This is a genomic window from Streptomyces sedi (assembly GCF_006335015.1).
GTDB lineage: Bacteria > Actinomycetota > Actinomycetes > Streptomycetales > Streptomycetaceae > Streptomyces > Streptomyces sedi.
Map to the genome: position 1 here is coordinate 15,769 of NZ_VDGT01000022.1, position 25,816 is coordinate 41,584.

Sequence of the window (25,816 nt, forward strand, 5' to 3'; positions counted from 1 at the left end):
GACGGCCGCCCGCCGTCACCGCGCCGGTGACAGCGGCGCGGTGGCCGGCACCAGGCCGGCCGCCGCGGCCCGGCCCAGCAGCGCGTCGATCGCCGCGTGACCGCTGGCGCCCAGGTCGCGCGTGAACTCGTTGACATAGAGCCCGATGTGGGCGTCGGCCACCGCCGGGTCCATCTCCTGCGCGTGCGCCAGCACATGCTCCCGGCTGGCCGACGGGTCGGCCCACGCGTGGTCCACCGAGGCGCGGATCGCGCCCGCGACGGCCGCCAGCCGTTCCTCGCCCAGCGAGCGGCGCGCCACGATCGCGCCCAGCGGGATCGGGTGCCCCGTCGTCGACTCCCAGTACTCGCCCATGTCGGCCAACTGCCGCAGCCCGTACGTGTGGAACGTGAACCGCGCCTCGTGGATCACCAGCCCGGCGTCCACCCGGCCGTCCCGCACCGCCGGCATGATCTCGGCGAACGGCAGCACCACGACCTCGCCGACCCCGCCCGGCACCAGGTCGGCGGCCCAGAGGCGGAAGAGCAGATACGCCGTCGACCGCTCGCTCGGCACCGCGACCGTCCGCCCCGCCAGCTCGGCCGGCGAGGCGGCGCCGCCCTCCGCCGTCAGCACCAGCGGACCGCAGCCCCGGCCCAGCGCGCCGCCGCACGGCAGCAGCGCGTACTCGTCCCGCACATAGGGCAGCACCGCGTAGGAGACCTTCAACAGGTCGCCCTCGCCGCGCTCCGCCCGCCCGTTGGTGACATCGATGTCGGCGTAGTCCACGGTCACCCCCGGCGCGCCGGGCAGCAGCCCGTGCGCCCAGGCGTGGAAGACGAAGGTGTCGTTGGGGCAGGGAGAGTAGGTCAGGGTCAGCGGTCGGTCATCCGTGCTGCTCATGGGGTTGCTGCCTCCACTTCTCGACCGCGGGCCCCACGGCGGCGAACGCGTCCGTCAGCGCGCGCAGCGCGGCCGGGATGCGCCAGGCCGCGCGGTCCCGTGGGCCCACGGGGTTGGACACGGTGCGGATCTCCAGCACCGCGAGTCGGTGGGCGGCGGCGGCCGTCGCCACGCCGTGGCCCTCCATCGCCTCGGCGGCGGCGCCCGGGTGGCGCGCGGCCAGCGCCGCGGCCCGTTCGGCCGTCCCCGTCGCCGTGGCGACCGTCAGCACCGGGCCCACCACCGCGCCCGCGGCCTCGGCCACCGCCTCGGCCAGCCCGTCGGGCGGCCGGTGGCTGGTCCGGCCGAAGCCCAGCTCCGCCAGGTCGACGAAGCCGTCCTGGCTCTCCGCGCCCAGGTCGGCGGCGACCAGCGCCGAGCCGACCACCGTGTCACCCACGTCGGCGACCGGCGCGAACCCGCCGCCGATGCCGGCGGCCACCACCAGGTCGTAGCGGCCGGGCGCCACCGCCAGCACCGTCGCCGTGCCGGCGGCAGCCGCCGCCGGGCCCACGCCCACGGCCACCGCGTCCCACGCCGGCCCCCGGTGCAGCGTCAGCCCGGTCGGCAGGGTGAACGCGTCGGGCGGCGCGCCCGTCGCCAGCGTCACCGCGTCCCGCTCGGCGGGCACGGCCGTCACCACCAACGCCCGCGTGCGGTCCATCGGTTCGCGTGCGGCGGCGATGCTCAGTCGCCCGGGGTGAGCGTCACGTTCCAGATGCCCTCGACGCTGCCGTAGAGGTTCTCCTGGAACTCCTCCTCGGTCTGCGAGGACCAGATCGTCTCGATGTCGTAGTCCTCGCGCACCTGCGCCACGCTCAGCCGCAGGTCCTCGGCGACCGGCGGCGCGCCGGGCGTCGCCTGCTGCTGCACCATCTGGAAGAGCTGGTCGCTCGGGAAGCTGCGGTAGGTGCCGGTGAACGGCTCGGCGCGGTACAGCTGGTCGTTGACGAAGAGCAGCCAGCCCTCCTCGGCGACGTCGGCGTCCACCCCGATCCGGAACGTGTCGCCCGGCGTGCTGGAGAACGTCGCGCGGTTGTCGTCCGTGGAGAAGCACTCCAGCGCCCGCTCGGCGCCGAGCGGCTCGCCGTGGCCGTAGCAGTCGCTCGCGGTCTCCTTCGAGGAGCTGCTGCTGTCCAGCGTGAAGTGCGCGTTGGGCGAGGGCTTCTCACACGCCGACAGCACGAGGACGCCCAGCGAAACGGTGCCGAGGGCGAGCGTCGTACGGATGGCCCGGCGGCCCCGGTTCCTGGCGATGGCAGTCATGCCACGCAGATTACCGGCCGATACCGGTCACCTGACGCGCGGGTGCGGCGAGCCGCGTCTCGCGGTCGCCAGCAGGCCCCGCACGCTGAGCCCCGCACCCAGCAGGACCAGGACGGCCGCCACCCCCATGCCCAGCGGCCCCACCAGCGGCAGCGAGATCCCGATCGCGCCGCCCAGCACCCACGACATCTGGAGCGTCGTCTCCGACCTGGCGAACGCCGACGTCCGCACCACCTCCGGCACGTCCCGCTGGACCAGCGCGTCCAGCGCCAGCTTCCCCAGCGCCTGGCAGACCCCGGCGGCGGCGCAGACCGCGATCACCGTCACCGCCAGATAGCTGACCGTCGCGGTGACGGTGGTGCCGACCGCGACCACCAGCACGACCAGCAGGATCAGCTCGGGGGAACGTTCCCGCAGCCAGTTGCCCAGGACGTTGCCCAGCCCGTTGCCGACGCCGGCGGCGACGCCCACCAGCCCGAGGGAGAGCGCGGCGCTCAACCCCGGCAGCGGCTCCCCGCGCAGCAGAAACGCCATGAAGAAGAGGAGGAAACCGGAGAGCGCCCGCAGCGAGGCGTTCGCCACCAGCGCCTTCAGCACCGGGGAGTCGCCCACCTTCGGCAGGAAGCCCCCGCGCTGGCTCTCAGCCCCGCCCTGACCGGAACGCACCTCCGCCAACTCGGCCAGATGCGCGGTCCGTTCACCCTTCGCCAGGTCGACCCGGCCGGGCAGCCGGAACGACATCAACGCGCCGACCACCGTGATCGCGCAGGCGGCGTAGAGCGGCCAGCGCTCGCCGATCGCGTTGAGCGCCAGCCCCACCGGCGCCATCGCGCCGGCCGACAGCAGGCCGGTGAGGGTGATCCGCGCGTTCGCCTTCACCAGCGAGATCCGGGGCGGCAGCAGCCGTGGCACGACCGCCGCCCGCACGATGTTGTACGCCTTCGAACAGACCATCACGCCGAGCGCCGCCGGATACAGCTCAAGCCCGCCGGTCACCACGGCGCTCGCGATGACCAGCGCCAACATCCCGCGTGCCAGCAGCGCGCCGGCCATCGCCGCGCGCCTGCCGTGCGGCACGCGGTCCAGCAGCGGCCCGATCACCGGCGCCAGCAGGATGAACGGGGCCATGGTGACGGCCAGATAGAGCGCCACCCGGCCGCGGGCCTCGTCGGTCGGGACGGAGAAGAAGATGGTGGAGGCCAGCGCGAACGTGATCAGCATGTCGCCGGCGGAGTGCACGGCGTGCAGCTCGATCAGCTTCGCCATACCCGACTCGCCCGCGCCGTGAGCGTGCGTCACGCGGCGCACGCGGCGCGTGACGAGGCGCGGAGGCGCGAGGAACGCACGCCCCAGCGCCCGGCCGGCGCGCACGACCGCCCCGGACCGGTGCTCGGTCCCCGAGTCCAACTGACCGCCAGCAGTCACAGGCGCAAGCGTAAGGCCCTCCGGGCCGGGGGCGACGATAACGCCGTACGTAGATCGGCGGGTTGTCGTCCTCGCCCCGGTGTGTGGTCACTCGCGACCTTCCGCGCTGGTGGCGGTCTTGGACGCGTGGTGCGTTTGTGGCGGGGGTTGGTCGACTACTGACCTTGCCGGTCGGGGCGGGTTGTCGTCCTCGCCCCGGTGTGTGGTCACTCGCGCCCTTCCGCGCTGGTGGCGGTCTTGGACGCGTGGTGCATTTGTGGTGGGGGTTGGTCGACTACTGACCTTGCCGGTCGGGGCGGGTTGTCGTCCTCGCCCCGGTGTGTGGTTGCTCGCGCAGTTCCCCGCGCCCCTGTCACGCCGGTGGCGGTCTTGGGGGCGCGGGGAACTGCGCGAATGCTGGGTGGTGGGGGTTGGTCGACTACTGACCTTGCCGGTCTGGGTGGGTTGTCGTCCTCGGCCGGGTGTGTGGTTGCTCGCGCCGTTCCCCGCGCCCCTGTCACGCCGGTGGGCGGCTTGGGGGCGCGGGGAACTGCGCGGTGCATCCATGGCGGCGTGCAGACGACCACGGTGCCGCGCCGGCCAGGTGGGTTGTCGTCCTCACCCCGGCTCATTCGTGGCGGGGTGCAGACGACCACGGTGCCGCACCGGCAAGGTGGGTTGTCGGCCGCCGGCCCCTGGGCCGGCGGCCCCGCACCAGAACCCGTGCGCGTCGCGTCCATGCCGTGCGATAGCGTGGCCGACGGCGCGCCTGGCCTCGATGAGTGCGACGTCGCAGCGGTCCCGGTGTCCGCTCCGTCGGCTTCCTTCGCCCGCGAGGCGCCCGCCTCGATCAACGCGGTAGGAGAGTTGCCTGTGAGTGCTGGGATGCGAAGCCGGACGCCCGACCGGCTGTGCGCCGAAGCGGTGGAGCTGGCCCGCGACGCGGCGGCGCAGGCGGCCTACCCGCACCTGCCGGGCGAGCACCTGGGGATGGTCGCCGAGGGAGAGCGGCTCGTCACCCACTTCTTCGCCAGTGAGGTGCCCGGCTACGCCGGCTGGCGTTGGGGCGTCACCGTCGCCCGCGCCTCCCGCGCCCGTTACGCCACGGTCGACGAGGTGGCGCTCACCCCCGGGCCCGAGGCGCTGCTCGCGCCGGACTGGGTGCCCTGGAGCGAGCGGCTGCGCCCGGGCGACCTCGGCCCCGGCGACCTGCTGCCCGCCGAGGGCGACGACCCGCGTCTGGAGTCGGGCTTCGGCGCCGGCGACACCGCGCCGGTCGAGGACGACGAGGACGGCGAGCGGCCCGAGCGCGGCACCGTGCGCGATGTCGCGGGCGAACTGGGCCTCGGCCGCAGCAGGGTGCTTTCCCTCCAGGGTTTGCGGGAGGCCGCCGACCGCTGGGACGAGGAGTTCGGCGCGGCCACCCAGATGGCGCAGGCGGCGCCCGCCTCGTGTGTGAGCTGCGGCTTTCTGATCCCGCTGGCCGGCAGCCTGCGGCAGGCGTTCGGGGTCTGCGGCAACGAGTTCGCGCCGGCCGACGGCCGCGTGGTCTCCCTCGCCTACGGCTGCGGCGCCCACTCGGAGGCCGCCGAGGCGCCCAAGCACCAGGCGCCTCCGCCCCCGGTGATCGACGAGATGGGCGCCGACCCGCTGTAGTCGGAGCCGGCGGCGGCCCGTTCAGAGCAGCGCGCGCAGCAGCAGGCCGGCGCCCGCCAGCGCCACCACGGCCAGCAGCAGTGTGCGCAGCGCGTCCGCGTCGATCCGCCGGCGCAGCGTGCGCCCCAGCAGAAAGCCGGACACCACCAGCGGCGTCGCCGCCAGCCCGTAGCCGACCTGCCGCCCGTCCAGCTCTCCGGTCAGCAGCAGCGCGCCCAGCGAGAACGCGCTGCCCAGCGCGAAGAACGCCGCCAGCGTCGCCCGCATGCGCGCCGGCGGCTCGTGCTGGTAGAGCAGCGCCATCGGCGGACCGCCGATCGACGTCGCCGTGCCCGTGACACCCGCGAGCGCCCCGGCCGGCGTCAGCGACCACGGCCCGACCGCCACCCGCGTCCGCGCCAGCGAGGCGGCGACCGCCAGCAGCACCATCACCCCCACCGCCCCGGCCAGCGCGTCGGCCTCCCACCGCGTGACCAGCCATGCCCCGAGCAGCGCCCCCGGCGCCTGCGCCGGCAGCGCCCACGCCAGGCCGCGCCGGTCCACGTCCCGCCACTCGCTGGCCATCCCCAACAGCGGCAGCACAAGCGAGGCGATCAGCAGGCCGCCGGGCAGCAGCGACGGCTCGACCAGCGCCAGCGTCGGCGCGGCCAGCAGCCCGAGGCCCATGCCGATGCCGCTCTGGAGCGCGGAGCCGGCGAACACCGCGAAGCCCATGAGAATCAGGGCGGATATGTCGGTCACGGGACACCGAACGTAGCAGCCGTCACCGACAGCGCGACCGGCGCCCGGCCTTCGCGCCGGCGGACGAGCGGCCCGGGGGCCCGTCGTCAGTGGACGGCGATAGTGTCTGGCGTTGTGACCACCGACCACGCGTATGACCCGTACTCCGGACTGCCCGACCCGTTCGACACCGAGCGGCTCCGGCGGCGCGTGCTGCGCGCCTGGCGGGACTCGCCGGCCAGGTTCAGGGAGGACGCCAACGCCGAGGAGGACCTCGCGCGCGGCGGTTACCGCGACCGGCTGGTCGTCGAGCTGGCGCAGAACGCGGCGGACGCGGCGCAACGCGCAGGCCAGCCAGGGCGGTTGCTGCTGACGCTGCGCGACGGGGTGCTCTCGGCGGCGAACACGGGCACCCCGGTCGACGCCGCCGGCGTCGAGTCGCTGTCCACGCTGCGCGCCTCGGCGAAGCGCGCCGGTTCGGGCGTCGGCCGGTTCGGCGTCGGCTTCGCGGCGACGCTCGCGGTCACCGACCGCCCGGAGATCGCGGGGGAGGCCGGCGGGGTGCGCTGGTCGCTCGGCGAGGCGGCCGAGATGGCGCGGGAGATCGGGGAGGAGCTGCCGGAGCTCCAGGCCGAGTTGGATCGCAGGGCGGGGGAGCGGCACGCCGTTCCGCTGCTGCGGCTGCCGTTGCCGCTGGCCGAGTTCGAGCTGCCCGAGGGGTTCGACACGGTCGTCACCATGCCGCTGCGCGACGCGGCGGCCGAGGATCTCGCCGACCGGCTGCTGGCGGCCGTCGACGACACGCTGCTGCTGTCGCTGCCCGGGCTCGTCGAGGTCGTGCTGGACACCCCGTCGGGGAAGCGCGCGCTGACCCGCAGGCAGTTCGGCCCGTACACGCAGATCACCGAGGAGCCGGGGCCGGCGGGCAGCGCGGTGCGTTCCACCCGTTGGCGGGTGGCCACGCAGGCCGGCGAGGCGGACGAGGCGCTGCTGGCGGACCGGCCGCTGGAGGAGCGTGAGCGCCGCCACTGGTCGTTGACCTGGGCGGTGCCGGTGGACGCGGAGGGCGCGCCGTCCCCGCCGACGAGCGCGGCCGTGCTGCACGCGCCGACGCCGACCGACGACACGCTGGGCCTGCCGGCGCTGCTGATCGGCAGCTTCCCGCTGGAGCCGACGCGGCGCCATGTCGCGGACGGGCCGCTCACCGACTTCCTGCTGGCGCGGGCCGCCGAGGGGTACGCGGCGCTGCTGGCCGACTGGCGGCCGGTGACCCCGGAGATCCTGTCGCTGGTGCCGGGGCCGCTGGGCCGTGGCGAGTTGGACGGCAGGCTGCGGGGGTTGGTCCTCGACCTGCTGCCGGGGACCGCGTTCCTGCCGAGCGCCGCGGCCGGCGCCGCCCCGCCCGAGCCCGCGGAGCCGGCCGAGTCCGGCGAGGAGGACGCCGAGCAGGGGCCGCCGGCGGCACTGCGCCCCACCGAGGCCGAGCTGGTGGAGCGGGCGGGCGTCGACACGGTCGCCGTGCTCTCCGAGCTGTTCCCCGGGCTGCTGCCCGCCGGTCTCGAACGCCGGGCCGAGCTGCGGGTGCTGGAGGTCGAACGGGTCTCGCTCGGCGAGATCATCGAGCGGCTGGCCGGCGTGGACCGCCCGCCGGGCTGGTGGTGGCGGCTGTACGAGTCGCTGCTCGGCGTCGACCCCGACCTGCTGACCGGGCTGCCGGTGCCGCTCGCCGACGGCAGGACCACCGTCGGGCCGCTGCGGGTGCTGCTGCCGTCGGCCGGCACCGAGCCTTCGGAGCTGGGGCGCCTGGGGCTGAAGGTGGCGCACCCGGAGGCGGCGCACCCGCTGCTGGAGAAGCTGGGCGCCGCGCCCGCGACGCCCCGCGCGGTGCTGGACACCCCGCAGGTGCGGCACGCGGTGGCGGCCTCGGCCGACCTGGAGATCTGGGACGAGGACGCCCCGCCGGCCGCCGAGTTGGCCGGCACGGTGCTCGCCCTGGTCCGCGAGGCGGGCCTCGGGCCGGGCGACGAGCCGTGGCTGGCGGCGCTGGCGCTGCCGGACGAGACGGGCGAGCTGACGCCGGCCGGCGAGCTGGTGCTGCCGGAGAGCCTCTTCCAACAGGTCATCAGGCCGGACGAGTTGACGGCCTGCGACGCCGACCTGGTCGAGGAGTGGGGCGAACGCGTGCTCACCGCCGTCGGCGTGCAGGCCGACTTCGTGCTGGTGCGCGCCGCCGACGTGGTGCTCGACCCGGACGAGATGGAGCCGCGTGACGGCTCCTACGCGGAGCCCGACGACATCGGCCTGCTGGACTCGGTCGACGTCTGGTGCGAGGACGCGCTGGACGCCCTGCCGGACGCCGCGCTGCCGCCGGTCGCCGCCGAGGTGGTCGCGGTGCGGGACCTGGAGCTGGTGGACGACGAACGCTGGCCGAGGGTGCTGGAGCTGCTGGGCCGCTCCCCGCTGCGCGAGGCGCTGACCGCCAGGATGCGGGTGCGGATGCCGGACGGCACGGTGGAGACCGCCCGTTCCTACACCGCGTGGTGGCTGCGCGGCGCGCCCGTGCTGGACGGGCGCCGGCCGGCCGGGCTGCGTTCGGCCGACGGGGACCCGCTGCTGGCGGGGCTCTACGAGGACGCGGACACCGCGCGGGCCGACGAGGAGGTGCTGCGCGCGCTGGGCGTGCGGACGACGGCCGCGGCGCTGCTGGCCGAGCCGGGGGGCGCCGCCGAGCTGCTGTCCCGGCTGGGTGACCCGGAACTGCCGGTCTCCGCCTGGCAGTTGCACGGGCTCTACGGGCTGCTGGCCGATCTGGACCCGGAGGCGGTCACCTTGCCGGACACGCTGCGCGCGGTGGTCGACGGCGAGGTGCGGGTGGTGGAGGCGGGCGAGGCGCTGGTCGCCGACGCCCCCGACCTGCTGCCGCTGGCCGGCGGCCGGCCGCTGCTGCCGGTGCCATCGCAGGCGGCGGCGGAGCTGGCCGCCGTCCTCGACGTGCGGCTGCTGTCCGCCGCGCTGCCGGCGGAGCCGCCGGCGGGTGGCGTGGTCCGCGAGGTGCCGGCCAGCGCGCGGGAGCTGCTGGGGGACGGCGCTCCGGCCGAGTACCACGAGCACGAGGACGGCCTGGTGATCGACGGCGAGGAGGTGGACTGGCGGCTCACCCCGGCCGGCGTGCTGCACGCAGCCACCTTCGAGGGCCTGGCCGCCGGCCTGGCCTGGTCCACGGGGCAGTGGCCGCGCCGCTTCGAGCTGGCGGCGCTGCTGGAGGACCCGGAGCGGGCGGCGGAGTTGGAGACGGCCCGATGGTTCGACTGAGGGCCCGCGGGCGCGGCGCCCGGCCGCTGCTCGCCGGCGCGCTGCCGTTGCTGCTTCTGGCCGGCTGCTCGTCGTCCTCGGACGAGGAGGAGGCGCTTGCGGAGCCCGGGGCGTCCGACGGCGCGTCGTCGGAGCGGGCCGCCGACTGGTGGCGGCCGGAGGCCGGTCTGGACTGGCAGTGGCAGCTGACCGGCCCGCTCGACCTCGAACTGCCCGTCCCCGTCTACGACATCGACGCCTTCGAAAGCGGCGCCGACGACGTCGCCGCGCTCCACGAACGGGACGTGCGGGTCATCTGCTACGTCAACGCCGGCGCCTGGGAGGACTTTCGCCCGGACGCCGACGCGTTCCCCGAGGAGCTGCTGGGCGAGGGGAACGGCTGGCCCGGCGAACGCTGGCTGGACATCAGGGCGTTGGACACCCTTCGGCCGCTGCTCGCCGAGCGCTTCGACCTCTGTGTGGAGAAGGGCTTCGACGCCGTCGAGCCCGACCTGCTCGACGGCTACCAGAACGACACGGGCTTCCCGCTGACCGCCGACGACCAGCTGGCGTTCAACCGCATGGTCGCCGAGCTGGCGCACGAGCGCGGGCTGGCCGTCGGGTTGAAGAACGACCTGGACCAGATCCCGGAGCTGGTCGACGAGTTCGACTTCGCGGTCAACGAGGAGTGCGCGGCGCACGACGAGTGCGAGCTGCTCACCCCGTTCATCGAGGCCGACAAGCCGGTCTTCCACGTCGAGTACGAGCTGAGTGCCGAGGAGTTCTGCCCGGACACCACCCGGCTGGGGCTCAGCTCGCTCGCCAAGAACTGGGACCTGGACGCCTGGCGCGAGACCTGCTGAGGCCGTCCGCTGTCAGTCGCCGGCGTCCACCCGCGGGTCCGAGTCTGCCGGGTCCAGCCGCCCCAGGGCGGTGACCGCCACCGTCGCCGCCCGCGCGACCAACGCGTCGTCACGCTCGGCGTCCTCCTCGTCGCGGCTGGAGAGCACGGCCAGCACGATCGGGTCGCCCCCGTCGTCCGGCCAGACCACGGCGATGTCGTTGCGCCCGCCGTAGCCGGCGCTGCCGCTCTTGTCCGCCACCGTCCACTCGGCCGGCAGCCCGGCCTCCACCAGGGTGCCGCCGGTGGTGTTGGTCTCCATCCACTGCCGCAACAGGTGGCGCTCCCGCTCGCCCAGCGCGTCCTCCAACAGCAGCGCCCGCAGGTCGTCGGCCATCGCGCGCGGGGTGCTGGTGTCGCGGGTGTCGCCGGGTGTCGCCTCGTTCAGCTCGGGCTCGTACCGCGACACCTCCGTGGTGTCGTCGCCCATCTCCCGCAGTGCCTCCTGGAGGCCGTCGGGGCCGCCGACCGCGTCCAGCAGCAGGTTGGCCGCCGTGTTGTCGCTGTACCAGAGGGTGGCGGCGCTCAGCTGGCTGAGGCTCATGCCGGAGTCGACGAAGTTCTCCGTCACGGGCGAGTAGTCGACCAGCTCGTCCTCCGTGTAGTCGACCACCTCCTCGATGCCGTCCGTCCCGTGCGCGTCGAGCACGGCGCCGACCAGCAGCGCCTTGAACGTGGAGGCGTAGGCGAACCGTTCGTCGTCCCGGTGGGCGATCTCCCCGCCCGAGCCGGTGTCCAGGGCGTACACCCCGAGCCGCGCGTCGAACTCGTCCTCCAGCGCCTCGAACTCCTCGGCGGCCTCGGCCAACTCGGCCTCACCCGGCGGCTCGGGCGGGCGCGGGTCGGCCGTGCCCGACTCGACCGCCGGCTCGTCCTCCTCCGTCCCGCACGCGGCGAGCGTGCCCAGCAGCCCCAGCACCGCGACCCCGGCGACCACGACCCGCCCGGGGCGTCCCCCGCGTCCCGACAGCCTCATCCGTTCCCTCCCATGTGTCGCGCGGCGACGGCCGGCTCGGTCCCCCTGCCCTGCGGCGGCGCGTCGATCTCTCCTCACCGTACCTTCGACCTGCGACAACCAGCCGGCCCCGGGCGCGTGAGGCGCCCGGGGCCGGGTCGTGCAGGGGGGTTTCGCGTGGCGTTCAGGACCGCTTGAGGGTTCCGAGCCAGGTGGTGAGTTGGGTGCGGGGGAAGTGGAGGTGGGGGGTGTCGGGGGTTTTGCTGTCGCGGATGGCGATGGTGTCGTCCGTCAGCTCGGCGATCTGCACGCACTCGCCGCCCGCGTTGCTGTAGGAGGAGGTCCGCCAGGGGGTCCGGGGCGTTCCGTTCATCCGTGGGGCGCCTCCGTCCGCTTGAGGGTTCCGAGCCAGGTGGTGAGTTGGGTGCGGGGGAAGTGGAGGTGGGGGGTGTCGGGGGTTTTGCTGTCGCGGATGGCGATGGTGTCGTCCGTCAGCTCGGCGATCTGCACGCAGTTGCCGCCCGCGTCGCTGTAGGAGGAGGTCCGCCAGGGGGTCCGGGGCGTTCCGTTCATCACAGGGGTGCCTTATCCAGGTTGCTCGGCAAGGGCCTTGGCGAGCAGCTCCGTGGAATCCTTCGGCGAGAGTGCCAACTGGCTCAGATCGTCGAACATCGCGACCAACGTCGCCACATCGCCTTCGTCGCTGATCATATAGCCGCCCAACGGACTGTCGAAGCATCCCAACGGAGAGTCCTGCGCGGGGTCCTCGAAGTGCAACGTCAGGAAGTTGCTCGTCGCCCCACCAAAGCCGCTGCGGTCGGTGGGCAGCACCTGGATCGTGACGTTCTCCTTCGTGGAGAACTCGTGCAGCTTGGCCAGCTGCTGCTTGAACACCTGCGGACCGCCGACCGCCAGGCCGAGCGTGGTCTCCGGGATCACCGCGTGCAGCCGCAGCGGCCGGTGGTCGACCAGCCGCAGCTGGCGACGCATCCGGGCGGCCACCCACCGCTCCACGAACTCCGGGTCCACCTTGTGCCGCCCGGCCTCGTGAATGGCCAGCGCGTAGTCCTCGGTCTGGAGCAGCCCGGGCACCAGCACCGGCTCGAACGTCTGCACCTCGACCGCGTCCTCCTCGAAGCTGACGAGCGGTCGCAGCCAGTCGGGCAGCCCGTAGGTCGCCCAGGGCGAGCGGCCCTGGTTCGCCGCGACCCGCAGCTCCTCCAGCCCCTTGCGCACCTCGGCGGGCGCGCGCAACTCCGCGAGCAGGCAGGCCAGATCGGACTTGCCGATCTTCGTCTTGCCGCGCTCCCAGTTCACCACGCTGGCGTGGGTGCGCCCCACCACCTGCCCCAGATCACCCTGTGTCCGCCCGCTGAGCTCCCGCAGCTTGCGAAGCTCCGCGCCGAGTCGCCGCAGCTGCGCCGAAGTACTGGCCATGGATAACGCCCCCTCACATCACGCCGGTTGTGCCGACCTGGATCGATCTTAGGTGCGCGGCGCGAGAAATGAATTCACACGTTCGAGTGATGTTGTCCGCTTACGTAAGCGTCTAGCATCCTGTCTCCAGAGCAACTCGGCGAAGGAGAACGGGACATGCGGATCTGGGACGAGCTGGGCGTCGACTTCGACGCGGAGGTGCGGGAACTGGCGTTGAGCCAGCGCCCGCGCCTCTTCGCGGTGGTGCAGGTCTTCGGCGAGGACGAGGACGCCGTGGTGGCGGCGTGGGGGATGCGGCAGGAGGACGGCAGGTTCGACGTCGTCAGCGACGACGGGCGGCGCGTCATGCGGCTGCGGACCCTGGACCGGGTGCTGCTGCCGTTCCAGCGGGTGCCCGAGGTCAGCGCCCGCGTCGTCTGGGCCGACCCGGAGCCGGAGGCCGACGTCGTCCCTCCGCCCACGGCCACCGTCCGGCCCGGGCCCGGCCCACACCTCGGGGAAGGGGAACGGGAAGGGGAAGGGGACGCGGAGGCGGTCGCGGGGCGGGCGCCCCGTTGAAGCGGCTCCGCTGACGGGGGACACGGCGTGGGCGGGGGCGCACGCCGCTCCCCGGAGAGGCGCGGACGCCTCAGGCGCTCGGCGCCGCTTCCCGCAGGACGGCGGCCTGCTCGGCCGTCAGCTCCAGGTCCGTCTCCTCGGCCAGCGCCCGCAGCGGCATGGCCAGCCGGTCCCCGCGCGGCACCCCGCCGGCGCGCAACGCCTCGACCGCGTAGGCCGCCAACTCCGCGCCCGCACCGGCCGGATCACACAGCGCCGCCAGCACCCTCCCGGCGGCGGCGCGCGGCCCGCCGTCCCACTCCAGATCCGCGCGGAGCGTGCGGAAGACCTCACGCGGGTCCGCGTACCGCTCGACGAGGGAAAACCGGCGGCGCTCGGCTCCGGACTCGCGCTACCGTAGCTGTCATGCAGCGTGCCGCCATGACGACGACGCCGGAGTGGGTCCCGGCGCGCTGACCGTTGTTCGTTGCGAAGCCCCGGGCCAGTGGCCCGGGGCTTCGTCGCGTGGTCACCCGCCCGTGGTTTCCGTCCTCCCGAGAGACCGAGGAGACCACCGTGAGTACCACCCCCGCCGTCAACGACCACCGCAGGCTCGGCCGTGAGCTGGGCCTCTTCGACACCGACCCGCTGATCGGCGCCGGGCTGCCCTACTGGCTGCCGGACGGCGCGGCCGTGCGGCACGCGCTGGCCGAGTACCTGCACGCCGTCGAACGCCGCGCCGGCTATCTGCACGTCGCCTCGCCGGTGCTCGGCAAGCGCGAGCTGTACGAGATCTCGGGGCACTGGGCGCACTACAGGGACGACATGTTCCCGCCGATGGACGTCGGCGACGAGCAGCTGGTGCTGCGGCCGAGCCTCTGTCCCCACCACGCGTTGATCTACCGTTCCCGTTCCCGCAGCTACCGCGAACTTCCCCTGCGCATGGCGGAGCTGGGCGGGATGTACCGCTCCGAGCGGTCCGGGGTGCTGGGCGGGCTCAGCCGGGTGCGGGCGATCCAGCTCAACGACGCGCATGTGTTCTGCGCGTTGGAGCAGGTGGCCGGCGAGGTGCGCGAGGCCCTGGAGCTGATCCGCCGCGCCCACCGCGCGCTGGGCGTCGCCCCGGCCCGCTACCGCCTGTCGCTGCCGGGCCCGGGCGGGAAGTACGTCGACGACCCGGAGCTGTGGCGCCGCTCCACCGCGCTGCTGCGGGAGGCGCTGGACGAAGCGGGGCTGCCGTACGAGGAGGACGAGGGCGAGGCGGCGTTCTACGGGCCGAAGATCGACGTGCAGGTGGTCGACGACCTGGGGCGGGAGACCAGCCTGTCGACCGTGCAGGTCGACTTCCACCTGCCGGAACGCTTCGACCTGCGCTACGTCGGCGCCGACGGGGCGCGGCACCGGCCGGTGATGGTGCACCGCAGCATCGTGGGGAGCGTGGAGCGCGCGGTGGCGCATCTGATCGAGGTGCACGCCGGCGCGTTCCCCGCGTGGTTCGCGCCGGTACAGCTGGCGATCCTGCCGGTGACCGAGGCGGAGCGGTCGGCCGCCGAGGAGTTGGCGCGCCGGGGCCTCGGCCGCGACCTGCGGGCCGTGGTGGCCGACCCGGAGCGCGGCACCCTCGGCGCCCGCGTCCGGGAGGCGAGGCTGGTGCCGTACCAGCTGGTCATCGGCCCGGCGGAGGCCGCGGAAGGACTCGTCGCCGTCCGCCTGCGCGACGGCCGCCGGCTGCCGCCGCTCCCGGCGGAGGAAGTGCTGGAACGGGTGTCGGCGCTGGTGGCGGCGCACTCCACCGCGCTGTGGGAACCGGCTCCGGTCGTCGAGGAGAACGCGCCGGCGTGAACGGTCAGCCGGCGGGCGCCAGAAAGCGCTCCGCCAGCGCCCCGGCCCGGCGCCGCACCCGCGCGACGCCCTCAGGGGAGTTGAACGCGGCGAACGGCGGCCACAGCCACAGGAAGGTCGCCAACTCCTCGGCCACCAGCGCCCGTTCCCAGGCCGTCTCGTCCCCGGCGCGGTGCGCCAGATAGCCGTCGAGCAACGTCCGGGGCACCACGGTGCCGCCCGGGGTGGCCCGGACGCTCGGAAACGCCAGGTCGGAGACGGGCCGGCCGACTCCGGCCGCCTGCCAGTCGCAGAAGACGAGGGCGCCGTCGGTGTGCGGCAGGTTCTCCGTGTGGCAGTCGCCGTGCCCGAAGACCGGTGCCCCGAGCGGCGCGGCCATCCGGTGGCGGAAGACGTCGACGGCGGCCAGCAGCTCGGGCAGCTCGGGCAGGGCCTCCGCCCAGAACGCCTCGACGGCCCGGAGGTCGGGGTCGGCCAGCGCGGCGAGCAGCGGGTCGGGCCGCTCCCAGCCCTCGGCCGGCGGCTCCACGGCGTGCAGCGCGGCCAGTTCGGCGCCGAGCGCCGCCCACTGCTCCGGCGTCCAGTCGGCGGCGGGGCGCGGCGCCCCGGCGAACCCGAGGAGCAGGGCGACCCCGTTCCCGTTCTCCCAGCAGTCGAGCAGCGGCGGGACCCGCACCGGGACGACGGGGGCGATCTCCCGATAGAAGCGCAGCTCGCGGCGGGCTTCGGGGCCGCCGGGGGCGACCTTCAGAAACGCCGGGGCGCCGTCGGATGTCCGCACCCGGCCGACCCAGGCCCCGGAACGGGACTCCAGCGGGCCGCCTCCGCTCTCGGCGACCACCCCGAGGGCGTGCGCCGCGAGCGCCGCCAGCGTGTCGGCCACCCCGACCGCCCTTCTCCGGCACCGCGGGCCGGCGTCAGTCCTCGGGCTCGGTCATCCGCGGGGCCCCGGCTCCGCTCGCGGGCTCGGACTCGGCCGCGCGGCGGATGGCGGCGTCGCGGGCGCGGACGTACCAGAGGCCGATCAGTCCGAGCCCGGCGCCGGCGGCGCAGGTCCAGAGCCACCAGAGGCGGTCGTGGTCGTCGAACCAGCCGTAGAAGGGGAGTTGGACGACGAAGAGCGCGGCCCAGACGAGGGTGCCGACGAGCACCGTGCGCACCGGGTCGCCCTCAAGCGGCTCGGGTGCCTCTCGCTTGCCGTCCGCCAGATCGCCCCAGCGCATCGCGCCAGCCTCCCCTGTCAGTGAACCGTCCGCCGGCTCAGCGTACCCCCGGGTCCTGGGGCACGCGGAAGTGCGCCGGGGCGCGGGCGGGGGCGCGGGGACGTCGTGCGGTTGCTCACTCCGGTGGGTCACAGGAATGTACAGGGCCCTCCGATCGTCCTATATTTCGTTAGGCAAGCTAATGAGCGAACGGTGGTGTGGATGCCTCACGCGATGGACGGCCCGGAGGACGCCGAGGCGGTCAACACGTTGCGTGTCGGGGTGCTGCGGCTGTCCCGACGGCTGCGCCACCTCTCCGTCGACCGCACGCTCAGCCTCGCCGAGCTGTCCGCCCTCGGCACGCTCGCCCGCTGCGGCGCGATGACCCCGGGGGAGCTGGCCCGCAAGGAGCATGTGCAGCCCCCGTCGATGACCCGCATCCTGTCGTTGTTGCAGGAACGAGGGCTGGTCGCCCTCCAGCCGCACCCGGAGGACCGCCGGCAGAAGCTGGTGGCCGCCACCGACGCGGCGGAGGAGATGCTCGCCGCCAGCCGCGAGCAGCGGAACGCCTGGCTGACCGGGCTCGCCGACGAGCTGACCGAGGAGGAGTGGGACGCGCTGCGCGCCGCGGCCCCCGTGCTCCACAAGCTCGCCCACTTGTAGCGCCCTCGCGCCACCACCCCCGAAACCACACCACAGGCACCACAGGCACCACAGGCACGACCAGCACGACCAGCACGACCAGCACGAGAACGTACTAAGGAGAGTCTCCCTTGAGTCCGGGACCCGGAGCAGGCTCCGCACCCGCATCCCTGACCGCAACCGACAAAGTGTCCACCTTCAGCTCCTTCCGGGTGCGCAACTACCGCATCCACTTCTTCGGCAACGCGATATCCAACATCGGCACCTGGATGCAGCGCATCGCCCAGGACTGGCTGGTCCACGAACTCACGGACTCCGCCGCCGCCGTCGGCATCACCCTCGCGCTCCAGTTCCTGCCGATGCTGCTCTTCGGCCTCTACGGCGGCGTCCTCGCCGACCGCGTCGACAAGCGCAAGCTGCTCATCGGCACCCAGGTCGCGCTCGGCCTCACCGGCCTCACGCTGGCGGCGCTGACCTTCACCGACGTGGTGAACGTCTACCACGTCTATGTCCTGGCGTTTCTCGTCGGCCTGGTGACGGTGGTCGACAACCCGGCCCGACAGACCTTCGTCTCCGACATGGTCGGTCCGCGCCTGCTGCGCAACGCGGTCTCCCTGAACTCGGCGAACTTCCAGTCGGCCCGGCTCATCGGCCCCGCGGTGGCCGGCGTCATGATCGCCGCCGTGGGCGGCGCGTGGGCGTTTCTCGCGAACGGACTCTCCTTCATCGCACCGATCATCGGGCTGCTGATGATGCGCACCTCCGAGCTGAACCCGGCCGAGCGGGTGCCGCGCGGGCGCGGCCAGCTGCGTGACGGGCTGCGCTACGTCGGCGGGCGGCCGGACCTGCTGTGGATGATCGTGCTGGTCGGCTTCATCGGAACCTTCGGCTACAACTTCGCGATCTGGCTGGTCGCCTTCACCGACCAGGTCTTCGCTTCGGGTGCCGGCACCTTCGGCCTGCTCAACTCGCTGATGGCCGCGGGCTCGGTCGTCGGCGCCCTGCTGGCGGCCCGGCGCGGCAGCAACCGGACGCGGTTCACCGTGGGGGCGGCGGCCGTCTTCTCCTCTCTGCTGGTGGTGGCCTCGGCGGCGCCGAACTTCGTCGTCTTCGCCGTGCTGATGCCGCTGATCGGGCTGGCCGGAATGACCTTCCAGGTGACCGCCAACTCGACCATCCAGATATCCAGTGACCCGGCGATGCGGGGCCGGGTCATCAGCCTCTTCATGATGGTCTTCGTCGGCGGCACCCCCATCGGCGGACCTCTGGTCGGCTGGCTCAGCGACGAGTTCGGTGCCCGGGTGGGGCTGATCAGCGGCGGCCTGGTCTGCCTGGCCGCGGCCGTCGGCGTGGCCCTGATCCTCGCCAGGATCGGCGGGCTGCGGCTGCGCATCAGCCTGCGGGCCGGCAGCCGGGGCTTCGCCCTGGTGCCGCGCGATCCGGAAGAGGTGACCGCCCCGGCGGGTGCGGCCATCCGCTCCGTCGGCTGACCCACGCCCCCGGCGACACGGCGCCGGCCGGGAACGCCTTCACCGGCGCGGCCGGCGCCGAGCCGCCGACCCCTTGGCGCCCGCCCCCGAGAGGAACGGACACCGTGCCCACCCCGGACACCACCCAGGCCGAACCACGCCCGACCCCGGTCGAGACGCTGACCGCGCTGGGGCACCGGCCCCTCGCCCTGCTCGGGCAAGGCATGGAGGGCACCGTCCACCGGCTGGCCGACGGGCTGGTCGGCAAGGTCTGGCACGGCGGGCGAACGGCGGCCGACGCGCGGCGGCTCGCCGCCTTCCACAGCGAAGTGGCCGCCCAGGGGCTGCCGTTCGCCACACCCGAGCCGGTGGCCGTGCAGGAGCACCGGGGCGTCGTGGTGACCGTGGAACGCGAAATGGTCGGCACCCCGCTGAGCGAGGCCGACTTCCTCGCCCCCGAGGCGGGGCACGCCGCCTTCGTCGAGGCGGTGGCCGCGCTCGGCGCGACCACGGCCGGCCCGGCCGCCCGCGCCCTGCCCGCGCCCGGCGAGACCGAGCCGCTCTGGGCGGGCCACGCCACCTGGCCCGAGGCGCTGGCCGCGCTCGTCGAGCGCCGCACCGAGGCGGGCCGCCCCGCGCTCGCCCGCGCGCTGCCCGAGCTGGACGCCGCGCGCGACGCGGTGCTGGCGCGGCTGCGCTCCCTGCCCGCGCAGGCCGGCCCCGCCGTGGTGCACGGGGACATCTGCCCGCCCAACATCCTGGTCGACCGCGGCGGCACGGTCGTCGGGCTGCTGGACTGGGGCTTCCTCAGCACGGCCGGCGACAACGCCTTCGACGCCGCCACCGCCGCCGGCTTCTACGACATGTACGGGCCCGAGGCCCGCACCCACGACGAGGCGCTGCTGGCCGCCATGGCCGAACGCCTCGGGCACCCCAGGGAGGCGCTGCTCACCTACCGGGCCGCGTACTCGCTGGTCACCGCCACGATCTACTCCTCGACCGGCGAGGACGGCCACTTCGTCTGGTGTGTGGAACTCCTCCGCCGCCCCGAGGTGCGACGACTGCTCGGGCTCGGGCGTCGGGCACTGCCCGGAGGCGTGTCCGCCCCGGGCGAGCCGGATCAGTGCGCGGCGCGCGAACCGTCCCAGCCACGCCCGGGCCATCCCCGCTCCCCGGACCCACGCGCCGACCGTCCCGCTCCCCACTCGGTCGCCCATCGGGCAGCCCCCTCTCCCTCGGCGCCGCGCACCCCACGCGACGAACACGACACACAGAGTAACGAACCCCGGGGCGAAAAGTAACCCTGAGTGCCGAAAAAACTCCCCACCCCTCCACCGCGCCCGTCCCCGACCTAGCATGAGCCGCCATGAGGACCTTCTCCGCGCTGCTTCCGCCGTCCGAGGCGCTCGACCAACTCGCCGACGCCGTCGCCCCGTTGCATGACCGGACGACGGACTGGCCGCGCTGGGCCCCGCGTGCCGGCTGGCACGTCACCCTCGCCTTCTACGGCGAGACGGAGGAGTACCAGCTGACGGCGCTCGGCGACGGCCTGGCGCGGGCGGCGCGAAGCGTCGAGCCGTTCACCGCGCGGCTGGTCGGCGCGGGCACGTTCGGGCGGCGTCACCTGTGGGCCGGCGTGGAGGGCGACCTGGAGCCGCTGCACCGGTTGGCCGCCGCGAGTGCGGTGGCCGGCCGCGCCGCCGGCACCCCCGGCGGGACGCCGCACGGCGCCTACCGCCCCCACCTCACCGTGGCCCGCGGCCGGGGTCCCGGCCGCGACCTGGACCGACCGCTGGCCGCCCTCGCCGCCTTCGAGGGGCGGCGGTGGACGGCGTCCTCGCTGGTGCTGATGGGCGCCGAGGACCACCCGGGCGGCAGCACCGGCTACCGCGTCCTGGACACCCGGCAGCTGGGAGCGGCGAACGAACGTGCGTGAGCCCGGCGTACCGTGGGGATGTGAACGCGAAGACCAGAGCACGCATCGTCAGTGCCGCCCTCGTCCTGATGCTCGTCGTGGTCGCCGTGGCCGCGGCCCTCGGCGGCTGACCCGGGCCCGCTCGCCGGGGTCGGGAACGAAGGGGCCCGCCGACCCGGGAGCATCCGGGCGACGGGCCACGAGGCGACGACGGGCCGCCAGACTTGTGCCGCCAGGCGTCGGTCACCAGACGCCGGTCGTCAGACTCCGGTCACCAGACGCCGGTCACCAGGCGTCGGTCACCAGGAATCGGTCACCAGGCGAAGGCCTCCGGCGAGGCGCCGGGGCCGGGGAAGATCCGGTCCAGCTCGGCGAGGATCTCCTCGCTCAGCTCCAGCTCCACCGCGCGCAGCGCCGACCCCAGGTGCTCGGCGGTGCGCGGCCCGACGATCGGACCGGTCACGCCCGGCCTGGTCAGCAGCCACGCCAGCGCCGCCTCACCGGGCTCGATGCCGTGCTTGGCCAACAGGTCCTCGTACTCCTGGACCTTCGCCCGGAAGGCGCTGTCCGCCAGCGCGTCGGCCGCGCGCCCGCCGGAGCTGCGCGAGGCGCCGCCCTCCCGCTCCTTGCGGATGGCGCCGCCCAGCAGCCCGCCCTGGAGCGGGGACCACGGGATCACGCCCAGGCCGTAGGTCTCCGCCGACGGGATGACCTCCATCTCGGCCCTGCGCTCGGCCAGGTTGTAGAGGCACTGCTCGCTCACCAGGCCCAGCGAACCACGCCGCGCCGCCGCCTCGTTGGCGCGCGAGATGTGCCAGCCGGCGAAGTTCGACGAGCCGGCGTAGAGGATCTTCCCCTGCTGCACCAGCACGTCGACGGCCTGCCAGATCTCCTCCCACGGCGTGTTCCGGTCCACGTGGTGGAACTGGTACAGGTCGATGTGGTCGGTCTGGAGCCGACGGAGGCTCGCGTCCACGGCCCGGCGGATGTTGAGCGCCGAGAGCTTGTCGTGGTTGGGCCAGGCGGGCTGGCCGTCGCCCGCCATGTTGCCGTACACCTTGGTGGCCAGGACGACCTTGTCGCGCCGGTCGCCGCCCTTGGCGAACCAGGTCCCGAGGATCTCCTCGGTGCGGCCCTTGTTCTCGCCCCAGCCGTAGACGTTCGCGGTGTCGAAGAAGTTGACGCCCGCGTCCAGCGCGGTGTCCATGATCGAGTGGCTCGTCGCCTCGTCGGCGAGCGGGCCGAAGTTCATCGTCCCCAGGACCAGTCGGCTGACCCTGAGCCCCGTGCGTCCCAGCTGTGTGTACTTCATGGGGGCAAGCCAACGCCCTGGAGTGCGCTCGAAGCAAGAGGCACTGCCGGCCGGCGGGCCGTTGAGGTCCGGTGCCCCGGACGGTTCACCCCACCGGGCGCGCGCGGCCGATCAGCGCGTTCAGGTTGGCACGGGTCGACTCCAGTTCGCCGATCGCCTCCTCGATCCGGTCCCGGTGCGCCGCCAACGCGTCCACCAGCCCGGAGCACTTCGGCTGCAACAGCTCGTCCTCGTCGACCATGCACGGCAGGGCCTCGTTGATCTGCGCGGTGCTCAGGCCGGCAGCGAGCAGGAGGCGGACCCGGCGGACCGCCGCGACATCCAGCTCCGTGTACACGCGGTAGCCGCTCGGTAGCCGCTCCGGGCGCAGCAGGCCCTGCTCCTCGTAGTAGCGCAGCGCCCGCTCGCTGACGCCGGTCCGCCGCGCGAGCTCTCCGATGCGCATGTCCGCCTCCGTCGGCTTGACTCTCACGTCAACGTCAAGCTTTACGTTACCCGGCATGACTTCCACAGCCACCCCCGTCACCGTCCTGGGGCTGGGGCCGATGGGCCGCGCCCTGGCCGCCGCCTTCGCCGCCGCCGGCCACCCCGTCACCGTCTGGAACCGCACCCCGGGGAAGGCGGACGGCCTCGACGCCGCCGTCGCCACGACCGCCGCCGAGGCGTCGGCCGCCAGCCCGCTGGTCGTCGTCTGCGTGATCAACTACGAGGCGGCGCGGTCGGTGCTCGACCCCGAGGCGCTGCGCGGGCGCACCCTGGTGAACCTCACCGGCGGCTCGCCGGAGCAGGCACGCGACACGGCCCGCTGGGCCGAGGAGCACGGCATCGCCTATCTCGACGGCGTGATCATGACGCCGGTCGGCGGCCCGGACGCGGTCGTGCTGTACGGCGGGCCGGCCGAGGTGCACGCCGCCCACGAGGCGACGCTGGCCGCGCTCGGCGGGAAGCCGACGCACGTCGGCGAGGACCCGGGGCGCGCGGCCGGGTTCAACATGGCGCTGCTCGACTTCTTCTGGACCTCGATGTTCGGCGTGGTCCACGCGTTTCGGCTGGCCTCCGCCGAGGGCATCGCACCGGGGGAACTCAACGGCTACGCGCAGGTCATGAGCGGCCTGCTGCCCGGGATGGTCGACGCGGTCGCCGAGCACGTGGCCGCCGGCCGCTTCCCCGGCGACGAGTCGTCGCTCGACTCGTCGGCCTCGGTCCTGGACGACGTCCTCGACACGATCCGGGCCAACGGCCTGGACGACGCGATGCTCGCCGCCGGACGCGCCGCCGTGCGACGGGCCGTCGACGCCGGCCACGGGGCGGAGGGCTTCACCCGCCTCGCCGCGCCGTAGGCGTGGTCTCCGGCGGGGGCCCGGAAAGAGGCCGGAAAAGCGAAAGCCGGCCATCACATCCGTGATGACCGACCGTGGAACGCGCCCGGCGAACGTGCTGTCCGTCGGGGCGTGTTCCCGCTTGGTTGTGCCTTGTTCTGTTCGGTTCTGCCAACGGATGTCGGCAGGGGCTCACTTCTTCAGCTTGGTGGCCGCGATGGCGCCGGCGACGATGGCACCGAGGGCGCCGATCAGCACGAGGTAGAGACCGAAGCCTGCCGAGATCTCGAACTGCTCGACGAGGGCGTCAAGCTGCTCGGAAGGGGCGCCTTCGTCCTCCAGCTTGGCGCGGACCGAGCGCTCGGGGTCGAGGAAGTTGAGCGCGGCGAAGATCAGCACCAGCACGGCCGGTGCCGCGGCGGCAGCGCTGAGCACGGTCTTCTTGGTGGCCATCCCGGCGCCGAAGAGGCCGATGACGGCGAGGCTGAGCAGGAGGGTCCAGAGGCCGTCGACCTCGTGGCCCTTCACGCTCTCGCTCTCGCCCTGGATCTCGACGCTCGCCCAGGCGACGAGCGAGCCGAGCGCGGCCAGCGCGCCGCCGACCAGGCCGGCGATGTGAAGCTGCTGCGGAAGGGCCGGAACGGCCGGGGCCGCCGGGGGCGGGGAGTAGGGGCCGGGCTGCTGTTGTCCATATGCACTCATGCCGGCAGACGCTAGGAAGCGGGCTCTTCCCCTGCAACCCGCTTGTCCGATAGGCGGTTTATGCCGCCCTTTTCTTCGCGTAAATTTATCCATCCACCGAGAATGTTTTCATTCGGAGTCCGCGTTCCGCTTCGACCCGAATGACTCGCACGCCCGTGCAACGAGCGACTGCCCCCTATGGTTCCCCCCTCGTCGGCTCGTTACTCCCTTATGGAAAAGGGGAGTTGAGCCGCGCGCCCCCCGACGGCGCCGTAACTGCCTTTACCTCTCGCGTAGTTACTTCTTGCGCAGTTGGGTGGCCGACAGGATGCCGGCGACCAGGACGCACGTGCCGGCGGTGAGCGTCAGGTAGAGCCCGGCGCCGGCGCTGAAGTCGACCTGCGAGGCGAGCTGGTCCCACTGCGCGTCCGGGATCGAGCCCAGGTCGTCCTCCGCGTCGGCGCGGGCGAGCCGCTCCAGGTTGGCGAGGTTGAGCGCGCCGAAGACCAGGATCGCCAGCCCGGGAAGCGCGGCTGCCGCGTTCAGCACGGGCTTCTTGGCAGCCAGGGCCGCGCCGAAGAGGATGGCGGCGACGATGCCGAGGATCAGCGTCCACATGCCGTCACCCGAGGTGCCCCGCGCGCCCGCGTTGTCCTGGACCAGGTCGCCGTCGACCGTGACCCAGGCGAGGAACGACGCGACGACCGCGAGACCCGAGCCGACGAATCCGATGATGTGCAGCTGACGCCCCAGCGCGGTGCCGGAGTTCGACGGCGGTATCGGCGGGCCGGGGGTGTTCCAGGCCGGCGGCTGCTGGCCCTGGCCGGGCTGCTGGCCGTAGGGGGGCTGCTGTTGCCCCGGGGGCCGGCCGTAGGCGGGCGGCTGCTGCTGCCCCTGGCCGGGGTATCCGTAGCCGGGCTGCTGGCCGGGTGCCTGCGGCTGTCCGTAGGCCGGCGGCTGCTGGCCGGGCGCCTGCGGTTGCCCCTGGGGCTGACCGTAGGGCTGCTGCGGCTGCTGGCCGTAGCCGGGTTGCTGTGGTGTGGGTGGGCCCGAGGGCTGTCCCTGGCCGGGGTATCCGTAGCCGGGCTGTTGGCCCTGGCCTGGCTGCCCCTGGCCGGGCTGCTGCCCGTAACCGGGCGGTCCGTATCCGCTCATGGACACCGAGACTAGAAAGCAGTCAAGCGCGGCGCAATGGTCGGCGTCACCTGGTTCGTCCGGCGAGGCCCCGGGAACGGGACGACTGGCCCGGCGGCCCGCGCGCGCGGGATGGCACTCTTGGAGCCATGCCCACCTGGATCTCGCGCCTGCTGGTCGTTCCCTGCCTGGTGGCGGGGGTGTGGATCGCCGCGCCGCCGGCCGTGGCGGAGACGGAACGGGACGAGGCGCCCGAGGAGTTCACGCTCACCGACGAGCGGCTGACCGAGTCCAGTGGGCTGGCGGCGAGTTCGGTCCACCCGGACGTCTACTGGACGCACAACGACAGCGACGACGCCGCCCGGATCTTCGCCGTGGACGGCACCACGGGCGAGACGGTGGCCACCGTCGACCTGGCCGGCGTGACGGCGAGGGACGTCGAGGCGATCTCGCTGGGCCCCGACGGCGACCTCTATGTCGCGGACATCGGGGACAACTTCGACGGCGCGTGGGACGAGGTGTGGATCTACCGGCTGCCCGAGCCGGCGGAGTTGGCCGACGCGACGGTGACGCCGACCGTCCACACCGTCCAGTACGCGGACGGGCCGCGCAACGCCGAGGCGCTGATGGTCCATCCGGAGACGGGCAGGGTCTACATCGCCAGCAAGAACGGGGACGGCGAGGGCGGCCTCTACGCGGGTCCCGAGGAATTGTCAGAGGCGGGCGTTAACGTCTTCGAGCGGGTGGCCGACATCGAGTTGGAGGTGACGGACGGGGCGTTCTCGCCGGACGGCAGCAGGTTGCTGCTGCGGGGCTACTTCGCGGCGCGGATGTACGCGTGGGGCGAGGACGGGCAGCCCCAGCGGTTGGAGCGGCGGGTGCGGGTCCCGCTTCAACGGCAGGGGGAGTCGCTGACCTTCGCCACGGGGGGACGGTATGTGATGTTCGGCTCGGAGGGCCCCAGCAGCCCGGTCGAGCCGGTGGAGTTGGAGGGGGAGCTGCTGCCGGAGAGTGTCGCGGCCGAGGACGCCGCGCGGGAGGAGGGGGAGACCGGGACCGACGAGGGCGAGGATGCCGCCGGCGGGGGCGGCGACGGCGGGAAGGACGACGAGGGTGGCATGAGCGGCAACGCGGTCGTCGCGCTGCTGGTGGTCGGCGCGGTCGCGGTGCTGGCGTCGCGGCGCCTGCCGACGAAGGGGAGGTAGCCGGGCC

Annotated in this window: 27 protein-coding genes; 11 read left to right on the forward strand and 16 right to left on the reverse strand. The window is 73.9% G+C overall.

Going from position 1 to position 25,816, the window contains the following annotated elements; translation table 11 throughout:
• Nucleotides 1–15 precede the first annotated feature (15 nt).
• The 4 genes from FH715_RS23500 to FH715_RS23515 are packed head-to-tail and all read right to left on the reverse strand — an operon-like array spanning nucleotide 16 to nucleotide 3,594.
• On the reverse strand, nucleotides 16–882 hold the full coding sequence (locus FH715_RS23500; RefSeq protein ID WP_139648630.1) for a 1,4-dihydroxy-6-naphtoate synthase: 867 nt from the start codon (nucleotides 880–882) through the stop codon (nucleotides 16–18).
• Complete coding sequence (locus tag FH715_RS23505) at nucleotides 866–1,585, reverse strand: futalosine hydrolase (RefSeq protein ID WP_139648633.1); 720 nt, start codon at nucleotides 1,583–1,585, stop codon at nucleotides 866–868. Before FH715_RS23505 ends, FH715_RS23500 begins: the two co-directional genes overlap by 17 nt.
• 23 nt (nucleotides 1,586–1,608) lie before the next feature.
• Entirely contained in the window at nucleotides 1,609–2,187 is a 579-nt protein-coding gene (locus FH715_RS23510; protein ID WP_139648635.1) for a hypothetical protein, read from the reverse strand.
• A 27-nt stretch (nucleotides 2,188–2,214) separates the two neighbouring features.
• Nucleotides 2,215–3,594 carry an MFS transporter gene (locus FH715_RS23515; RefSeq protein WP_211367754.1) on the reverse strand — a complete coding sequence of 460 codons (1,380 nt, stop codon included), beginning with the start codon at nucleotides 3,592–3,594 and terminating at the stop codon, nucleotides 2,215–2,217.
• An 882-nt stretch (nucleotides 3,595–4,476) separates the two neighbouring features.
• Here FH715_RS23515 and FH715_RS23520 point away from each other — a divergent pair.
• On the forward strand, nucleotides 4,477–5,247 hold the full coding sequence (locus tag FH715_RS23520) for a DUF3027 domain-containing protein (protein ID WP_139648637.1): 771 nt from the start codon (nucleotides 4,477–4,479) through the stop codon (nucleotides 5,245–5,247).
• A gap of 21 nt (nucleotides 5,248–5,268) precedes the next feature.
• Here the strand turns inward: FH715_RS23520 and FH715_RS23525 are convergent, their stop codons facing one another.
• Entirely contained in the window at nucleotides 5,269–5,988 is a 720-nt protein-coding gene (locus FH715_RS23525; RefSeq protein ID WP_211367750.1) for a sulfite exporter TauE/SafE family protein, read from the reverse strand.
• Between the two features lie 114 nt (nucleotides 5,989–6,102).
• On the opposite strand from FH715_RS23525, the gene FH715_RS23530 reads away from it, so the two are divergent.
• Both FH715_RS23530 and FH715_RS23535 read left to right on the forward strand, forming a co-directional pair.
• On the forward strand, nucleotides 6,103–9,279 hold the full coding sequence (locus tag FH715_RS23530) for a sacsin N-terminal ATP-binding-like domain-containing protein (RefSeq protein WP_246108928.1): 3,177 nt from the start codon (nucleotides 6,103–6,105) through the stop codon (nucleotides 9,277–9,279).
• Nucleotides 9,267–10,121: an endo alpha-1,4 polygalactosaminidase gene (locus FH715_RS23535; RefSeq protein WP_139648639.1), complete on the forward strand. Its 855-nt coding sequence runs from the start codon at nucleotides 9,267–9,269 to the stop codon at nucleotides 10,119–10,121. Before FH715_RS23530 ends, FH715_RS23535 begins: the two co-directional genes overlap by 13 nt.
• A 12-nt stretch (nucleotides 10,122–10,133) precedes the next feature.
• Here FH715_RS23535 and bla read toward each other — a convergent pair whose 3' ends face one another.
• The 4 genes from bla to FH715_RS23555 all read right to left on the reverse strand — a co-directional run bounded on the left by bla (nucleotide 10,134) and on the right by FH715_RS23555 (nucleotide 12,551).
• Nucleotides 10,134–11,135: a class A beta-lactamase gene (gene bla / locus FH715_RS23540; RefSeq protein WP_139648641.1), complete on the reverse strand. Its 1,002-nt coding sequence runs from the start codon at nucleotides 11,133–11,135 to the stop codon at nucleotides 10,134–10,136.
• A gap of 163 nt (nucleotides 11,136–11,298) precedes the next feature.
• Nucleotides 11,299–11,487 carry a DUF397 domain-containing protein gene (locus FH715_RS23545; RefSeq protein ID WP_139648643.1) on the reverse strand — a complete coding sequence of 63 codons (189 nt, stop codon included), beginning with the start codon at nucleotides 11,485–11,487 and terminating at the stop codon, nucleotides 11,299–11,301.
• Nucleotides 11,484–11,687, reverse strand: coding sequence for a DUF397 domain-containing protein (locus FH715_RS23550; protein WP_139648646.1), 204 nt, complete (start codon nucleotides 11,685–11,687; stop codon nucleotides 11,484–11,486). The genes FH715_RS23545 and FH715_RS23550 overlap by 4 nt, the downstream gene beginning before the upstream one ends.
• Before the next feature lie 12 nt (nucleotides 11,688–11,699).
• The gene (locus FH715_RS23555; protein WP_139648648.1) at nucleotides 11,700–12,551 is read right to left on the reverse strand and encodes a helix-turn-helix domain-containing protein; all 852 of its coding nucleotides are present in this window, start codon (nucleotides 12,549–12,551) and stop codon (nucleotides 11,700–11,702) included.
• A 156-nt stretch (nucleotides 12,552–12,707) separates the two neighbouring features.
• Here FH715_RS23555 and FH715_RS23560 point away from each other — a divergent pair, with 156 nt between their 5' ends.
• The gene (locus tag FH715_RS23560) at nucleotides 12,708–13,109 is read left to right on the forward strand and encodes a hypothetical protein (protein ID WP_211367751.1); all 402 of its coding nucleotides are present in this window, start codon (nucleotides 12,708–12,710) and stop codon (nucleotides 13,107–13,109) included.
• Nucleotides 13,110–13,179: 70 nt separating this feature from the next.
• Here the strand turns inward: FH715_RS23560 and FH715_RS23565 are convergent, their stop codons facing one another.
• Nucleotides 13,180–13,374 (reverse strand): hypothetical protein, encoded by a 195-nt coding sequence (locus FH715_RS23565; RefSeq protein WP_139648650.1) that lies wholly within the window; start codon nucleotides 13,372–13,374, stop codon nucleotides 13,180–13,182.
• Between the two features lie 290 nt (nucleotides 13,375–13,664).
• Between FH715_RS23565 and thrS the strand changes: the two genes are divergently transcribed.
• Nucleotides 13,665–14,930 carry a threonine--tRNA ligase gene (thrS, locus tag FH715_RS23570; protein WP_139648652.1) on the forward strand — a complete coding sequence of 422 codons (1,266 nt, stop codon included), beginning with the start codon at nucleotides 13,665–13,667 and terminating at the stop codon, nucleotides 14,928–14,930.
• Nucleotides 14,931–14,934: 4 nt separating this feature from the next.
• On the opposite strand, the gene FH715_RS23575 is transcribed toward thrS, so the two are convergent.
• Entirely contained in the window at nucleotides 14,935–15,813 is an 879-nt protein-coding gene (locus tag FH715_RS23575) for a phosphotransferase (protein ID WP_139648654.1), read from the reverse strand.
• A gap of 34 nt (nucleotides 15,814–15,847) precedes the next feature.
• Nucleotides 15,848–16,153, reverse strand: coding sequence for a DUF2530 domain-containing protein (locus FH715_RS23580; protein ID WP_139648656.1), 306 nt, complete (start codon nucleotides 16,151–16,153; stop codon nucleotides 15,848–15,850).
• A gap of 201 nt (nucleotides 16,154–16,354) precedes the next feature.
• Between FH715_RS23580 and FH715_RS23585 the strand changes: the two genes are divergently transcribed.
• From FH715_RS23585 to thpR, 4 genes are all read left to right on the forward strand, one after another.
• Nucleotides 16,355–16,795, forward strand: a complete 441-nt coding sequence (locus tag FH715_RS23585) for a MarR family winged helix-turn-helix transcriptional regulator (RefSeq protein ID WP_139648658.1) — start codon at nucleotides 16,355–16,357, stop codon at nucleotides 16,793–16,795.
• A 110-nt stretch (nucleotides 16,796–16,905) separates the two neighbouring features.
• Nucleotides 16,906–18,264, forward strand: coding sequence for an MFS transporter (locus FH715_RS23590; RefSeq protein ID WP_139648660.1), 1,359 nt, complete (start codon nucleotides 16,906–16,908; stop codon nucleotides 18,262–18,264).
• 104 nt (nucleotides 18,265–18,368) lie between these two features.
• Nucleotides 18,369–19,544 carry a phosphotransferase family protein gene (locus FH715_RS23595; protein WP_211367752.1) on the forward strand — a complete coding sequence of 392 codons (1,176 nt, stop codon included), beginning with the start codon at nucleotides 18,369–18,371 and terminating at the stop codon, nucleotides 19,542–19,544.
• A 65-nt stretch (nucleotides 19,545–19,609) separates the two neighbouring features.
• On the forward strand, nucleotides 19,610–20,179 hold the full coding sequence (gene thpR, locus FH715_RS23600) for an RNA 2',3'-cyclic phosphodiesterase (protein WP_139648662.1): 570 nt from the start codon (nucleotides 19,610–19,612) through the stop codon (nucleotides 20,177–20,179).
• Between the two features lie 292 nt (nucleotides 20,180–20,471).
• On the opposite strand, the gene FH715_RS23605 is transcribed toward thpR, so the two are convergent.
• Nucleotides 20,472–21,470, reverse strand: a complete 999-nt coding sequence (locus FH715_RS23605) for an aldo/keto reductase (protein WP_139648664.1) — start codon at nucleotides 21,468–21,470, stop codon at nucleotides 20,472–20,474.
• 85 nt (nucleotides 21,471–21,555) lie between these two features.
• Entirely contained in the window at nucleotides 21,556–21,915 is a 360-nt protein-coding gene (locus tag FH715_RS23610) for a MerR family transcriptional regulator (RefSeq protein WP_139648665.1), read from the reverse strand.
• A 55-nt stretch (nucleotides 21,916–21,970) separates the two neighbouring features.
• Between FH715_RS23610 and FH715_RS23615 the strand changes: the two genes are divergently transcribed.
• Nucleotides 21,971–22,810 (forward strand): NAD(P)-dependent oxidoreductase, encoded by an 840-nt coding sequence (locus FH715_RS23615; RefSeq protein ID WP_139648668.1) that lies wholly within the window; start codon nucleotides 21,971–21,973, stop codon nucleotides 22,808–22,810.
• Between the two features lie 171 nt (nucleotides 22,811–22,981).
• Here FH715_RS23615 and FH715_RS23620 read toward each other — a convergent pair whose 3' ends face one another.
• Both FH715_RS23620 and FH715_RS28645 read right to left on the reverse strand, forming a co-directional pair.
• Nucleotides 22,982–23,491 (reverse strand): hypothetical protein, encoded by a 510-nt coding sequence (locus FH715_RS23620; RefSeq protein WP_139648670.1) that lies wholly within the window; start codon nucleotides 23,489–23,491, stop codon nucleotides 22,982–22,984.
• 276 nt (nucleotides 23,492–23,767) lie between these two features.
• Entirely contained in the window at nucleotides 23,768–24,625 is an 858-nt protein-coding gene (locus FH715_RS28645; protein ID WP_211367756.1) for a hypothetical protein, read from the reverse strand.
• A gap of 128 nt (nucleotides 24,626–24,753) precedes the next feature.
• On the opposite strand from FH715_RS28645, the gene FH715_RS23630 reads away from it, so the two are divergent.
• Entirely contained in the window at nucleotides 24,754–25,809 is a 1,056-nt protein-coding gene (locus tag FH715_RS23630) for an esterase-like activity of phytase family protein (RefSeq protein ID WP_246108929.1), read from the forward strand.
• Nucleotides 25,810–25,816 lie beyond the last annotated feature (7 nt).

Bases quoted from the DNA above. Each gene is read 5' to 3' on its own strand.
- FH715_RS23555 (WP_139648648.1), bottom strand. From the start codon at position 12,551: ATGGCCAGTACTTCGGCGCAGCTGCGGCGACTCGGCGCGGAGCTTCGC.
- FH715_RS23620 (WP_139648670.1), bottom strand. From the start codon at position 23,491: ATGAGTGCATATGGACAACAGCAGCCCGGCCCCTACTCCCCGCCCCCG.
- FH715_RS23605 (WP_139648664.1), bottom strand. From the start codon at position 21,470: ATGAAGTACACACAGCTGGGACGCACGGGGCTCAGGGTCAGCCGACTG.
- bla (WP_139648641.1), bottom strand. From the start codon at position 11,135: ATGAGGCTGTCGGGACGCGGGGGACGCCCCGGGCGGGTCGTGGTCGCC.
- FH715_RS23585 (WP_139648658.1), top strand. From the start codon at position 16,355: ATGCCTCACGCGATGGACGGCCCGGAGGACGCCGAGGCGGTCAACACG.
- thpR (WP_139648662.1), top strand. From the start codon at position 19,610: ATGAGGACCTTCTCCGCGCTGCTTCCGCCGTCCGAGGCGCTCGACCAA.
- FH715_RS23610 (WP_139648665.1), bottom strand. From the start codon at position 21,915: ATGCGCATCGGAGAGCTCGCGCGGCGGACCGGCGTCAGCGAGCGGGCG.
- FH715_RS23630 (WP_246108929.1), top strand. From the start codon at position 24,754: ATGCCCACCTGGATCTCGCGCCTGCTGGTCGTTCCCTGCCTGGTGGCG.
- FH715_RS23545 (WP_139648643.1), bottom strand. From the start codon at position 11,487: ATGAACGGAACGCCCCGGACCCCCTGGCGGACCTCCTCCTACAGCAAC.
- FH715_RS23510 (WP_139648635.1), bottom strand. From the start codon at position 2,187: ATGACTGCCATCGCCAGGAACCGGGGCCGCCGGGCCATCCGTACGACG.
- FH715_RS23505 (WP_139648633.1), bottom strand. From the start codon at position 1,585: ATGGACCGCACGCGGGCGTTGGTGGTGACGGCCGTGCCCGCCGAGCGG.
- FH715_RS28645 (WP_211367756.1), bottom strand. From the start codon at position 24,625: ATGAGCGGATACGGACCGCCCGGTTACGGGCAGCAGCCCGGCCAGGGG.
- FH715_RS23560 (WP_211367751.1), top strand. From the start codon at position 12,708: ATGCGGATCTGGGACGAGCTGGGCGTCGACTTCGACGCGGAGGTGCGG.
- FH715_RS23615 (WP_139648668.1), top strand. From the start codon at position 21,971: ATGACTTCCACAGCCACCCCCGTCACCGTCCTGGGGCTGGGGCCGATG.
- FH715_RS23580 (WP_139648656.1), bottom strand. From the start codon at position 16,153: ATGCGCTGGGGCGATCTGGCGGACGGCAAGCGAGAGGCACCCGAGCCG.
- FH715_RS23535 (WP_139648639.1), top strand. From the start codon at position 9,267: ATGGTTCGACTGAGGGCCCGCGGGCGCGGCGCCCGGCCGCTGCTCGCC.
- FH715_RS23500 (WP_139648630.1), bottom strand. From the start codon at position 882: ATGAGCAGCACGGATGACCGACCGCTGACCCTGACCTACTCTCCCTGC.
- FH715_RS23520 (WP_139648637.1), top strand. From the start codon at position 4,477: ATGCGAAGCCGGACGCCCGACCGGCTGTGCGCCGAAGCGGTGGAGCTG.
- FH715_RS23550 (WP_139648646.1), bottom strand. From the start codon at position 11,687: ATGAACGGAACGCCCCGGACCCCCTGGCGGACCTCCTCCTACAGCGAC.